A 14,179-nucleotide genomic window follows, 5' to 3' on the forward strand; every position below is an offset into this window, starting at 1 on the left:
GCTCACACCTCCTCTAATTTCTTTCTAACGACCATGGGCAAAATTCCTCCGTTTTCGTAGTAACGGATATCCGCCTCTGCATCAAAACGCAGCCGAGCTTGAAAAGCTATTTCTTCAGCACCTTTTCGAGCTACCACATCAACCAGCTGGCCAACTTGCGGGTTCTGTGGCAGATTAATGTCGAAAGTCTCCTTGCCTGTTAAGCCTAGACTAGCCGCATTTTCACCCTCTAGATACTGCAGAGGAAGAATCCCCATCATGACCAGATTGGACCGGTGGATACGCTCAAAACTCTCTGCCAGCACCACCTTGACACCCAAAAGATTAGCTCCCTTAGCTGCCCAATCACGACTGGACCCCATACCATAGTCTTTACCAGCTAGGACAATGGTGTCAATTTGCTCTTCCTTGTAGCGCATGGCCGCCTCATAAATGGATAACAACTCTCCTTTATAATCTGTGTAACCACCAATCTTTCCATCTGCCAGTTCATTTTTAATCCGAATATTGGCAAAAGTCCCCCGCATCATGACCTCGTGATTACCCCGACGGCTACCATAGGAATTAAACTCTTGGTAATCCACTCCGTGTTCTAGCAAATAGGAAGCTGCTGGGCTGTTTCTGGCAATATTTCCTGCTGGGGAGATATGGTCTGTCGTGACCGTATCCCCAAATTTTGCCAGCACTGCAAGATTTTTCAGTGGCTGAATAGCTAAATCATCCGCTAAACCATCAAAGTAAGGTGGATTTTGAATATAGGTCGAAGCTTGATTCCACTGATAATTTTGAGAAGAGGCTGTCGGAATCTGATTCCATTTTTCATTGTCGTCAAACACATGGGCATATTCTTTTTCAAAAAGCTGGCGCGTCACATATTTTTGAACATAGTCTGCAACCAAGTCGTGCTCTGGCATCAAATCCATCAAATAAACCGGCTGCCCCTTTTGATCATATCCTAGTGGCTCGCTAGTCAGATCGACATTGGTATTTCCAGCCAAAGCATAGGCAACCACCAAGGGCGGACTAGCTAGGAAATTGGCCTTGACCAGTGGATTGATCCGCCCTTCAAAATTCCGGTTTCCTGAAAGAACAGCACTAGCCAGCAAGTCAGTATCTGTAATTGCCTGAGCCACTTCCGGTCGGAGATTTCCTGAATTTCCAATACAAGTAGTGCAGCCATAGCCGACAACATTGAAACCAAGCTGATCCAGATAGGACTGAAGACCACTCTTCTTGAGATAGCCTGTGACCACCTTGCTGCCAGGAGCCAAAGAAGTCTTGACAGTCTTTGAGACCCGTAAACCTTTTTCGACTGCTTTCTTGGCTAAAAGCCCCGCCGCCATCAGGACATAGGGATTAGATGTATTGGTACAGCTAGTAATGGCAGCGATAGCCACATGACCGGTCTTAATTGTCTCCTCATGGTCAGAAAACCGAACCACTGCAGACTTTTCCAGCTCGCTCTCATCTAATCCAAAGCCTCGGACCCCCGCTTCTCTGACTAGACTAGCTTGGAACTCCTCTTTAGCAGCTGTTAATTCAATCAAATCTTGGGGCCGCTTGGGGCCTGAGATACTCGGCACAATGCTGGACAAATCAATTTCGACTACCTTGGTATAAATTGGCTCAACCTTTTCATCATAGAAAAGGTGATTTTTTTGAGCATAGAGACGGGTCAGCTCAATATGATCTTCCGACCGATTGGTCAGACGCATGTAATTGAGCGTTTCCTCATCTATCGGAAAATAACCACAGGTAGCACCATATTCCGGCGCCATATTAGCCACTGTTGCCCGGTCGGCCAAACTTAGATTTGATAAACCAGGTCCAAAGAACTCGACAAATTTGCCAACAACATTTTCCTGCCGCAAGATTTGCGTGACCTTTAGAGCCAAATCTGTCGCTGTCGCAATCTTAGGTAACTTGCCCAAAAGTCTAACACCAATCACCTCAGGAACTGGGAAATAGGAAGCCTCACCTAACATGGCAGCCTCAGCCTCAATCCCACCAACACCCCAGCCCAGAACACCAATACCATTGATCATAGTCGTATGACTGTCCGTCCCAAACATACTATCTGGATAGAGTTGCCCATCCTTTTCAATGATGACATCACTGAGAAATTCGATATTGACCTGATGGATTATCCCAGTAGCAGGGGGAACTGCTCGATAATTATCAAACGATTTTTCTGCCCACTTGAGAAATTCGTAACGCTCATTATTGCGGAGAAACTCTTGGTTCATATTGGCCTCCAGAGCTGTGTCACAGCCATAAAAGTCCACCTGAACACTGTGGTCAATGACTAAATCAACCGGAATCTCTGGATTAATTTGATCGGCCTGACCTCCCTGGCCAACAATAGCATCACGCATACTGGCCAAATCCACCACGACAGGGACACCTGTAAAATCCTGGAGAATGACTCGACTAGGCTTAAAAGGAACTTCTCCGCTTGGTGATTTAGCTTGATAATGCACCAAAGAATTAATGTTATCTTTTTTAACGTCTATACCATCTTCCTTACGAAGGACACTTTCGAATAATATGCGTATAGAATAAGGAAGTTTTTTTATATCTCCTCCTAGCAAAGCCGAGGCTTTCTTCAAATCTATATATCGGTATACATTGCCTTTGTAATTTAAATCGCTTAGGTATTCTGCCATATTTCTACCCCTCACTTATTTTAAATTGTTTTATATTATACTTTATTATGTAATTTTATGCAATAAGATTTCTTGACAATACGTTATATTTTCTAACATAGAAATACAGTTTTTTAAACAAAGACAAACTGTACTAATTATTTTCTTTAGCAATCAAGAAAAAAACAAGCACCATCCCGGTGCTTGTTATAGAAAAATAATTTGATTTCAGAAATTTACTTCTTATTAGCCAACCATTTTAGCAGCTTGGTCAAAAGTCCCCAAATGACTAGACTAATGATAACAATATAAATCCAGGCATTCTTATCATTAGACAATGGCAAAGGAACATTCATACCAAAGAAACCAGTGATAACTGCAAGTACTGCCAAAAGAACTGAAATAATAGTCAGGACAGTCAAATTGTCATTCAGATTGTTGTTCAGGATATTATTGTAGGAGCCAGAGAGCTGACTGAGAACTTGAGCAATCAGATCAGTCATCGAAACGAGCTGACGAGCCTCAATCATTGCATCCTCAAACTGTTCAGTTTCTAAATCGTCAAAACGGCGGTAAATACCATGGCTTTTGATATGCTCTAGAAGCATGCGGTTCTGCTTAGCCGCAGCAACTAAATAGACCATTGAGGTTTCCAAGTCTGACAGGGCAAACAAATGCTTTTTAGTAGTTGTCTGGCGCAGAAGAGTATTAATTTCATCCTTACGCTTGTCCATCCGCTCAACGACTGGATAGTAAGAATTGGAGATCAACTCCAGACTCGCAAAGAGAAATTTATAGACCGATACTGGCTCATGGCGCTCAGTATAGGCCTTCATCATATCAACAACATAGGCATTGTCCTGATTACTGATAGTAATGAGCCTCCCCTCCTGAGCCACAAAGGTCATCGGAATCGTCTCATAATGTTCCTTATCTGTCGCTAGATTAAGGACATTGTAGATAAAGACAACTGTACCATTCTCGCGATTATAGTCCATGTGAGCCCGTTCATTTTTATCCAGAGCATACTCAATGGTTTCTTTGTCAATTTCATAATCTTGATAGATCTGCGCAGTCTGCTTAACATCATCAGAATCAATATTAATCCAGACATCCTGACCTTTTAGTTTTCTTTCCAGAAACATGAAACTCCTTTCTTAACATCTAGAATGATTTTTAAGAACAAGTGCCTAACTCCCTAAACTGTTCTTGCATTCAAATATGCTATGTCAAAACAACTTCCTTGCTCAGTACGATTGATAAAGTGGCTAGTTTGCCTATCTTATCTATTACGATATAAATTGTTATGAATTAAAATTACCCTAAAAAGTTGATTAGTGAAGCGGCTAGTCAGAGCCCAGTAGAATTTAGTGCTAGTCATTTTTATTTTGCTCTCTAATCGAAAGAACAGTTGCCATTACTATAATAATTATTCTACAAGCATAAGATATATTTTGATTACCACCTACCGCTAATTGTGAGAAAACATTTATTACCGAATGTGTCATCACACATATCCACAAACTGTTTGTCTTTATAAATAATGCGGATAAAATAAAGCAATTAGTCAACAATCCAAGCAAAAATCCCAATGCCTGTACCTGCGGCAATGTGCCTTCAATGTAGAAATAAGAAAAATGCCATATTCCCCATGGAACAAAAGTAAATATAGTTGAACTAATATAACTATGGCGTTCCATCATAATTGGTTGAAAAACATATCTCCACCCTACTTCTTCAATTCCACCAAAAAGGATTGCTTTAAGAAATAAGATAATAGGAATATACCACGTATTAAACGCTAATTCCCCATCAAATGCAACATAGCAAAAATCCAAAAACAAGAACACAATAGCAAATAAATAACTGCCCCTGTTTTGCTTTATAGCGAAAAAATCCTTTAATATTTTCTTCGTACTGTACTTTTTGTATCTAACTGCAATAATAGTTCCCCATAGAGCAGTGGAAAGGCCACCTATGCCAATAGCAAGCATTCCCATTGGCGTCCTATAATCTACAACCATTCCCAAATGACGCAATACAAAAACTATAATAGATATAAGCCATATTTGACCTAGGGTCCCTAATAAATAAAGGAAGATCGCTTTTTTTCGACTCATAAATTTCCCCTAAATTTTAATTTACCCATTTCTATCTTTTAACTGATTTAATTGCAATATAGGTTTTAATATTCAGTTCATGAAGCCTACCAGAGCCATTCGTATCTTCATATATATCAAGTAAAGTGAACCCTGCCTTCAACTGTCCACCTATCTGCTCTGTTATATTGTAAGATAATTGCATTTCTGCATTTTCTTTAATCATATATTCTTTAGCTGCCTTGTCTTTTAATGGATTAAAAGGCATTTTCCATATAATTTCTTTTTCCTCATTATCCACAATGTAGTTGACTTCACTAATTATATTCCTTCTATTAATTACAACATGAAATCAAACAAATAGAGGCAAATTACTCGCCAAAATTAGTAAGATAGCTAGACAATCACCATAGCGATTGCCATCAACTGATTAGCAACTTTTGATTCAGATTCAGTCAATGAATCAGCCTAAATCAGGTAAACAATGCGTTACGACACGGAGTTTGGCAAATCGATTTTATTTGCCAAATGCAGTTAGTAAGGTACTTAGCCATGGTCCCATAGGACATGGCGTAGATTGCTTAGACTACTATGTAGCCAAGCAATCTTAGTACGTTACATCTTCTCTTCCAACTTGACATCCGGATACTTGTCCGCGAACCAACGTAGGGCAAAGTCGTTTTCAAAAAGGAAGACTGGTTGGTCAAAGCGGTCTTTGGCCAGGATGTTTCGACTAGATGACATACGCTCGTCCAGGTCATCTGGAGAAATCCAACGAACAGTCTTTTTGCCCATTGGTGTCATGACCACCTCAGCATTGTACTCGCCTTCCATCCGGTGCTTAAAGACTTCAAACTGGAGTTGACCAACAGCACCCAGCATATACTCGCCCGTCTGGTAATTGGTATAAAGCTGAATGGCTCCCTCTTGTACCAGCTGCTCAATCCCCTTATGGAAGGATTTTTGCTTCATGACATTCTTAGCTGAAACCTTCATGAAAATCTCAGGTGTAAAGGTTGGAAGTGGTTCAAATTCAAACTTGTTTTTTCCAACAGTCAGGGTATCCCCAACCTGATAAGTACCGGTATCGTAAACCCCGATGATATCTCCTGCTACAGCGTTGGTCACATTCTCACGACTTTCCGCCATAAACTGAGTGACATTAGATAGTTTGGCACTCTTCCCAGTACGAGGCAGATTGACACTCATACCGCGCTCAAACTCGCCTGAAACGATACGAACAAAGGCGATACGGTCACGGTGACGAGGGTCCATGTTGGCTTGGATTTTAAAGACAAATCCTGAGAAGTCCTTGTCATAAGGATCCACAATTTCTCCGTCTGTCTTCTTGTGTCCATGTGGTTCTGGAGCAAATTTCAAGAAAGTCTCAAGGAAGGTCTGCACCCCAAAGTTTGTCAGGGCTGACCCAAAGAAGACTGGTGTTAATCCTCCAGCAAGAATAGCTTCTTCTGAAAACTCATTTCCGGCTTCATTTAGAAGTTCAATATCCTCTTTCACTTGCTCGTAGAAAGGATTGCTACCAAAAAGCTTATCCCCATCTTCTAGACTAGCAAAACGTTCATCCCCTTTATAAAGCTCCAAACGTTGGTTATAGAGGTCATACAAGCCTTCAAAGGCTTTCCCCATACCGATTGGCCAGTTCATAGGGTAGCTAGCAATGCCCAAGACTTCTTCCAATTCTTGCAAGAGATCCAGTGGCTCACGACCGTCACGGTCTAACTTATTCATAAAGGTAAAGACTGGAATGCCACGGTGTTTGACAACCTCAAACAATTTCTTGGTTTGAGCCTCAATACCCTTGGCAGAGTCAACTACCATTACCGCAGCATCCACCGCCATCAAGGTACGATAGGTATCTTCTGAGAAGTCCTCGTGCCCTGGCGTGTCTAGGATATTCACGCGCTTGCCATCGTAGTCAAACTGCATAACAGACGAAGTTACCGAAATCCCACGTTGTTTCTCGATATCCATCCAGTCAGACTTGGCAAAAGTCCCTGTTTTCTTTCCTTTTACAGTACCGGCCTCACGAATCTCGCCCCCAAAGTAAAGCAACTGCTCAGTGATGGTTGTCTTACCTGCGTCCGGGTGGGAGATGATGGCAAAGGTACGACGTTTCTTAATTTCTTCTTGTAAATTCATTTTCTTCTCTTTCTCTCGTTTTAGGATAATGGTGAATGTTCATTTTTCTTCTATTTTACATCGGAATAGTCCAGTTCTTTCAACCTACCTATTATAGCGGATTTAGACCTTTTTTTCAATTATCTAGAAAAGATAAAAAATCGCCCTTGTGAGCGATTCTGTCATTTCTATCAATATAATTCATCTCAAAAATCTGACATGGCATTGCTAAAGAGGAAAATTACAAAGATTAGGATTAAAACCAGCAAATAGAGTAGTCGTTCTTTCCTGATTTCCAGTTCTTCTTTTTCTTCAATTGTCATGATAAAACAGCTTTGTTCCGTTTTTAGAGATAGAGGATAAAATCTTCTATCTTCATTTCACTCTTTTCATGCCTAAAATCTATTTTTTTGACATTGACTTACATCATGGACAAATCATGTAAAAAAATTTTCTCATTCCGTGATTTTATCTTAAACTATATTTACAGCAGTAGATAATGTAAAGAGAGGGAACCTTTCCGATTCCCCCTCAATGATATTTATTATTAAACCAAGTTTTAAATCGCGTTTTTATCCAATCCCATTTTACGTTGAACAAACTTAACAATTTCTACAATGATAACCATAGAGAAGCTACCCAAGAGAACAACCGCCCATTGTGATAAGTCAAGCTTGGTTACATGGAAGATGCTTTCTAATGGATCGATAACAATCGTTGCTGCTAGTAAAATGAAGGATACCAAGATTGACCAGTTAAAGGTTTTAGATTTGAATGGACCAACTGTCAAAATAGACTGGTAAACAGATTTCACATTATAAGCATGGAAGAGCTGGATCAATCCCAGAGTTGCAAAGGCCATAGTAAGAGCATCTGCGTGAATAGCTGTATGATCTCCCGCATGAACTGGATTTGCAATAGCATAACCATAAACAGACAGAACCAATGCTCCTTGTAAGACACCTTGATAAATGATAGAACTCAAGACACCACCTGAGAAGAAACTTGACTTGCGCCCACGCGGTTTATGAGTCATGACACCAGGCTCAGCTGGCTCAACACCAAGAGCGATAGCTGGGAAGGTATCCGTTACTAAGTTAATCCAAAGCAAGTGAACTGGCTGCAAGACATCCCATCCAAATAAGGTGGCTAGGAAGATGGTTAAAACTTCAGCAGTATTAGCTGAAAGGAGGTATTGGATAGTCTTTTGAATATTAGAGAAGACCTTACGTCCTTCCTCTACGGCAACGATAATAGTAGCAAAGTTATCGTCAGCTAGGATCATGTCAGAAGCACCCTTAGATACCTCTGTACCGGTAATCCCCATACCGATACCAATATCCGCTGTCTTCAGAGCAGGAGCGTCGTTGACACCATCACCTGTCATAGCAACAACCTTACCTTGATTTTGCCAAGCTTTGACGATACGAACCTTGTGTTCTGGAGATACACGTGCATAAACAGAGTATTGGCCAACTACTTTTTCAAATTCTTCATCTGAAAGTTCGTTGAGCTCAGCACCTGTCAATACATGGTCTTCAGAATCATTTTCATCAATGATTCCCAAACGTTTGGCAATGGCTTCTGCCGTGTCTTGGTGGTCACCCGTGATCATGATTGGACGGATTCCAGCTTCTTTAGCGACACGAACCGCTTCTGCTGCCTCGGCACGTTCAGGGTCAATCATCCCAATCAAACCAGTGAAGATCAAGTTGTTTTCAAGTTCTTCAGAAGTAAGGTTTGCTGGAATACTATCGATAATCTTGTAGGCACCAGCTAGGACACGCAAGGCTTGGTGAGCCATTTCTGAGTTATTTGATTTAATCAGATGCGATGTAGCATCATCAATTGCTGCAATATCTCCGGCCTTATCACGAGAAACACAACGTTTCAAGAGTTGATCAGGAGCTCCCTTAACCGCTACAAGATAACGACCATCTGCAAGTGGATGAACGGTAGACATGAGCTTGCGGTCTGAGTCAAATGGCAACTCAGCCACACGAGGATATTTCTCTAAGAACCCTTTAACATCATAGCCTTTGTCCAAGGCATACTGGATGAAGGCTGTTTCAGTTGGATCCCCAATCAGGTTTCCTTCAGCATCAATCTTGGTATCGTTAGCCAAAACAACTGAACGAAGAAGAGGCATATCCAAGCCCAGTTCAATCTCATCAGCTGAGTCATGTAGGACTGCATCGTAGAAGACTTTTTCAACCGTCATCTTATTCATTGTAAGAGTACCAGTCTTATCAGAAGCAATGATTTCTGTTGAACCAAGTGTTTCTACTGCTGGCAACTTACGAACGATAGAGTTTCGTTTGGCCAAAACTTGAGTACCCAGGGCAAGAACGATAGTTACGATAGCAGGCAGACCTTCTGGAATGGCAGCAACAGCAAGCGCAACAGACGTCATCAACTCACCAAGTGGATCTTTTCCTTGGATAAAGACACCAACTACAAAGGTAACTGCTGCAATCACCAAAATAGCGTATGTCAAAACTTTAGAAAGGTTATTCAAATTTTGTTTGAGTGGGGTATCAGTCTCATCAGCATTTTGTAGCATACCAGCAATATGCCCTACTTCCGTATACATACCAGTATTTACAACCACACCAATCCCACGACCATAAGTGACATTAGAGTTTTGGAAGGCCATATTAACACGATCACCGATACCAGCATCTTCAGCAAGTTCTACAGACAAGTCTTTTTCAACAGGAACAGATTCACCTGTCAGAGCAGCTTCCTCGATTTTAAGAGAGTTGGCTTCAAAGAGACGTAAATCCGCAGGAACAACATCTCCAGCTTCTAAAATGACAATATCACCAGGGACCAGTTCTTTTGAATCCACTTCGGCTACATGTCCATCACGAAGAACACGCGCTGCTGGACTAGACATAGATTTGAGGGCTTCAATAGCTTCCTCAGCCTTACCTTCTTGGTAGACACCAAAAGCAGCGTTGATGATAACAACGGCCAGGATAATAATGGCATCCGCAATATCTTCTCCACCAGATGTAACAACTGAAAGAACAGCAGCTACTAGCAAGATAATAATCATCAAATCCTTGAACTGCTCGATAAATTTCACGAGGAGAGATTTCTTTTCACCCTCATCCAATTCATTGCGACCATATTCAGATAAGCGTTTTGCAACCTCACTGCTGGTCAATCCCTCTTTAGACGTCTCCATCTCTTGCAAGACTAAGTCTTGATCCTGAGTATAGAAAGCCTGACGTTTCTGTTCTTTAGACAAATTGTCTCCTCCTTTTTATAGGGTCTCTTTAAAATAGAAAAAGAGACCTGTTTATTAAACAAGTCTCGCTATTTCATACAAGGCCGGAAATTGCTTTCGTATTGACGACCATGTAACGGTTATTCCGTTAGCTACTCCCTTGAGTTGTTTATCATTGTATCAAAATTTCTCTTTTTTCGCAAGAAAATCTTCTAGCTTCTTTGAAAAAATTTCACATTTTTTACAACCAAGAAATCTCCATCTGGTAATCAGCAAATAATCGTTCTCCATCAGGTGTTTTAAGCTGGTAATCTAGACAAATGATTTGCTTATCTAGATCCAGATAATATCGTTGAGTATCCGTCATCAAGGTCTGCATCCCCATAGGAGTAGGCACCCCAACCAAGGCTCTGTCATCTTTGATGAACCGCATCAGAGTTTTAGGATTAGAAAAGCGGGTCATGGTCAATTCCGTATCATGAAATTTAAGCACCACTTTCTCGTCTTCCTCGTTTTTAAACAGTAAGTAATGATGATTACCTTTTTGAGTCCATTCAGCATCGTAAATTTGATCAATTAATTCTGTCTGACCATCTAATTGAATCTGGTTTTTCATCCGAATCTTCATAAGTTTTATCTCTCAATCTAGTCTTTTTCCTTTCTATTTTAACAAATTTTATCGGTTTTTTCTTCTTCTACTCTCTACAAAGCCATTTGTGTTATAATAGAAGCATGATTGAAAAAGTATTTCGTGATCCAGTTCACACCTATATCCATGTGGACCACCAAGTTATTTACGACTTAATTAATACTAAAGAATTTCAACGACTACGCCGCATCAAGCAACTGGGAACATCTGGTTACACTTTCCATGGTGGTGAGCATAGCCGTTTTTCGCATTGTCTGGGGGCCTATGAAATCGCTCGACGGATTACCAAAATCTTCGATGAGAAATATCTTCAAACCTGGGACAATCACGAGTCTCTTTTGGTAATGGTCACCGCTCTTTTACACGATGTAGGACACGGAGCCTACTCTCATAGCTTTGAGCGTTTATTTGATACCGATCATGAAGAAATCACACGCCAGATTATCACAAGTCCTGAAACCGAGATTAATCGTGTATTGACTCAGGTTTCACCAGATTTTCCTGAAAAAGTGGCCAGCGTCATTAACCACACCTATCCTAACAAGCAAGTGGTCCAGCTGATTTCCAGTCAGATTGATGTGGACCGGATGGACTATCTCTTACGGGACTCCTTTTATACCGGCGCTTCTTATGGTCAATTTGACTTGACAAGAATTTTACGGGTTATACGACCAGTTGAGAACGGAATTGCTTTTCAACGTAATGGTATGCATGCCGTGGAGGATTATGTGGTCAGTCGTTATCAGATGTACATGCAGGTTTATTTCCATCCAGCTAGTCGAGCCATGGAAGTTTTGTTGCAAAACTTACTAAAAAGAGCCAAATTCCTTTACGAAGATCAGAAGGATTTCTTCAAATTGACTTCGCCAAATTTACTACCTTTCTTTGAAAAAAGATTTAGTTTGCAAGACTATTTAGCTTTGGACGATGGAGTCATGAACACCTACTTCCAAAGCTGGATGACCAGTCCTGACACCATCTTATCTGACCTTGCTCAGCGATATGTCAACCGAAAAGTTTTTAAATCCATGATTTTCTCAGAGGAAAATGAAAAACATCTGGATGTCCTACGGCAACTCGTCAAACAAGTTGGTTTTGAACCTGATTATTACACCGCTATTCACCGTAATTTTGACCTTCCTTATGATTTTTATCGTCCAGACGTTGAAAAGCCACGTACTCAGATTGAAATCATTCAAAAAGACGGTAGTTTAGCTGAACTGTCTAGCCTTTCCCCAATTGTCCAGTCTCTTACGGGTACACGTCAAGGGGACAACCGTTTCTATTTTCCTAAAGAAATGCTGACAGATGCTGGTTTGTTCAATGAAAATAGCCAAGCTTTTCTAAGCTATATGAAAAACGATACTTTTATTTACGGAGAATAAGATGTCCATTAAACTAGTCGCCATCGATATTGATGGCACCTTGTTAAACAGCAAAAAAGAAATCACACCAGAAGTCTTTTCTGCTATCCAGGATGCCAAAGCTGCTGGAGTCAAAATTGTCATTGCAACCGGTCGTCCTATTGCTGGCGTTCAAAGACTCCTCGAGGAACTAGAGCTTAATCAACCAGATAACTATGTCGTTACCTTCAACGGCGGACTGGTGCAGGATACTGTTACAGGTCAAGAATTAATCAAAGAAACACTGACCTATGACGACTATCTGGATATCGAACTGCTCGGGCGAAAATTAGGTGTCCACATGCATGCCATCACCAAGGACGGCATTTATACAGCCAATCGCAACATCGGCAAGTACACTGTTTACGAGTCCAATCTGGTCAGCATGCCGATCTTCTATCGTACGCCTGAAGAAATGGCTGATAAAGAAATCGTCAAATGTATGTATATTGATGAGCCAGAAATTCTGGATGCAGCCATTGCTAAGCTACCACCGGAATTAGCCGAAAAATATACACTGGTTAAGTCAGCTCCTTTCTATCTGGAAATTGTCAAAAAGACTGTCAATAAAGGGGCTGCTGTCCTGCATCTGGCTGAAAAACTTGGCTTAAACAAAGGGCAAACTATGGCAATCGGCGATGAAGAAAACGACCGCGCCATGCTAGAAGCTGTCGGCTCTCCTGTTGTCATGGAAAACGGCAAGGAAGAACTCAAGAAAATCGCCAAATACATCACCAAATCAAACGACGAATCCGGCGTAGCATACGCCATTAGAGAGTGGGTTTTAAAATAATGTTTAGTTACAAAATTGGAATTTCAGCTCAAGAACACGACGATTTTGTCACGGCTCATCCCCAGGCCAATCTCCTGCAGAGTTCAGCCTGGGCTCAGATCAAAGATAACTGGGCTAATGAGCGCTTGGGCTTCTATAAAGACGACCACTTGGTTGCTGTAGCCAGTGTCCTGATCAAACCACTGCCCTTGGGAATGACCATGCTTTATATCCCTCGGGGTCCCATCATGGACTATGGTGACAAGGAGCTGCTGACCTTTGTTTTGGCGTCGCTCAAGAAATTTGCCAAGGAGAAAAAAGCGCTCTTTGTCAAGTTTGACCCTAGCCTCTTTCTGGCAGAAAGCAAGATGGGTGGCGAATTGCAAGACAAAGCCGAGACGGTAAAGCTGATTCAAGAGCTGCAGCATGCTGGAGCTGTCTGGGTCGGACGGACTGAGTCTCTGGACGAAACCATCCAGCCTCGCTTGCAGGCTAACATCCATAAAGAAGATTTCAGTGAGGATTTGCTTTCTAAAAGTACTCGCCAGGCTATTCGTACAGCCCGTAACAAAGGTATTCAAATCCAATTTGGCGGAGCAGAATTACTGGATGACTTTTCAGCCCTGATGAAAAAGACAGAAAACAGAAAAAACATCCACCTGCGTGGCAAAAACTATTATCAAAAACTCTTGGATACTTATCCTGACCACTCCTACATCACCTTGTCCAGTATTGATCTAAAGGCACGATTGGAAGACTTGCAGGCTCAGCTGACCAAGACACTCAAGGAAGCAGAGAAATTTACCGAGAAAACCAAGCCTGGCAAGATTGAGAATAACCAGCAAGAACAGAAACGCCTCCAAGAAGAGATTGACTTTCTGCAGGACAAAATTAGCCAAGGTGCTACTGTCGTTCCCCTGTCTGGTACACTGGTCTTGGAATACGGCAAAACCTCTGAAAATATCTATGCCGGAATGGACGAGGAATACCGTCGTTATCAGCCTGCCATCATCACTTGGTACGAAACAGCCAAACATGCTTTTGAGCGCGGAGCAGATTGGCAAAATATGGGTGGAATCGAAAACGATCTTAAGGGCGGTCTCTACAGCTTTAAATCCAAGTTCAATCCGACCATTGAGGAATTTGCTGGTGAGTTTAACCTGCCAACCAATCCTCTTTACCACCTCTCCAATCTGGCCTACACTATCAGAAAGAAACTGCGTAGCAAGCATTAAAA

General features: G+C 41.5%; 10 protein-coding genes. 3 read left to right on the forward strand and 7 right to left on the reverse strand.

The features are described 5' to 3' along the window. Positions 1-2: 2 nt before the first annotated feature. From acnA to PCY06_RS03640, 7 genes are all read right to left on the reverse strand, one after another. Complete coding sequence (gene acnA / locus PCY06_RS03610; RefSeq protein WP_082307450.1) at positions 3-2,666, reverse strand: aconitate hydratase AcnA; 2,664 nt, start codon at positions 2,664-2,666, stop codon at positions 3-5. A 215-nt stretch (positions 2,667-2,881) separates the two neighbouring features. Continuing rightward, positions 2,882-3,790: a magnesium transporter CorA family protein gene (locus PCY06_RS03615; protein ID WP_008809540.1), complete on the reverse strand. Its 909-nt coding sequence runs from the start codon at positions 3,788-3,790 to the stop codon at positions 2,882-2,884. Positions 3,791-4,018: 228 nt separating this feature from the next. Continuing rightward, positions 4,019-4,765, reverse strand: coding sequence for a CPBP family intramembrane glutamic endopeptidase (locus PCY06_RS03620; RefSeq protein WP_008809541.1), 747 nt, complete (start codon positions 4,763-4,765; stop codon positions 4,019-4,021). 31 nt (positions 4,766-4,796) lie between these two features. Beyond that, positions 4,797-5,045: a hypothetical protein gene (locus PCY06_RS03625; protein ID WP_008809542.1), complete on the reverse strand. Its 249-nt coding sequence runs from the start codon at positions 5,043-5,045 to the stop codon at positions 4,797-4,799. 314 nt (positions 5,046-5,359) lie between these two features. Continuing rightward, a complete protein-coding gene (locus PCY06_RS03630; protein WP_061593560.1) occupies positions 5,360-6,904 on the reverse strand; it encodes a peptide chain release factor 3 in 1,545 nt (514 codons plus the stop codon). A 538-nt stretch (positions 6,905-7,442) separates the two neighbouring features. Beyond that, entirely contained in the window at positions 7,443-10,139 is a 2,697-nt protein-coding gene (locus tag PCY06_RS03635; protein ID WP_082307449.1) for a cation-translocating P-type ATPase, read from the reverse strand. Between the two features lie 220 nt (positions 10,140-10,359). Beyond that, the gene (locus PCY06_RS03640) at positions 10,360-10,746 is read right to left on the reverse strand and encodes a DUF1934 domain-containing protein (protein WP_082307448.1); all 387 of its coding nucleotides are present in this window, start codon (positions 10,744-10,746) and stop codon (positions 10,360-10,362) included. A gap of 104 nt (positions 10,747-10,850) precedes the next feature. Here PCY06_RS03640 and PCY06_RS03645 point away from each other — a divergent pair, with 104 nt between their 5' ends. From PCY06_RS03645 to PCY06_RS03655, 3 genes are read left to right on the forward strand one after another with little or no spacing between them, the layout of a single operon-like run. Then, entirely contained in the window at positions 10,851-12,152 is a 1,302-nt protein-coding gene (locus PCY06_RS03645; protein ID WP_045503982.1) for an HD domain-containing protein, read from the forward strand. Between the two features lies 1 nt (position 12,153). Further along, a complete protein-coding gene (gene yidA / locus PCY06_RS03650) occupies positions 12,154-12,963 on the forward strand; it encodes a sugar-phosphatase (RefSeq protein ID WP_082307447.1) in 810 nt (269 codons plus the stop codon). Next, a complete protein-coding gene (locus PCY06_RS03655; protein WP_061595992.1) occupies positions 12,963-14,177 on the forward strand; it encodes an aminoacyltransferase in 1,215 nt (404 codons plus the stop codon). The genes yidA and PCY06_RS03655 overlap by 1 nt, the downstream gene beginning before the upstream one ends. Positions 14,178-14,179: the final 2 nt, after the last annotated feature.

Origin of the sequence: Streptococcus sp. SG1, from assembly GCF_030439935.1 — a bacterium.
GTDB classification, from domain to species: domain Bacteria; phylum Bacillota; class Bacilli; order Lactobacillales; family Streptococcaceae; genus Streptococcus; species Streptococcus gordonii.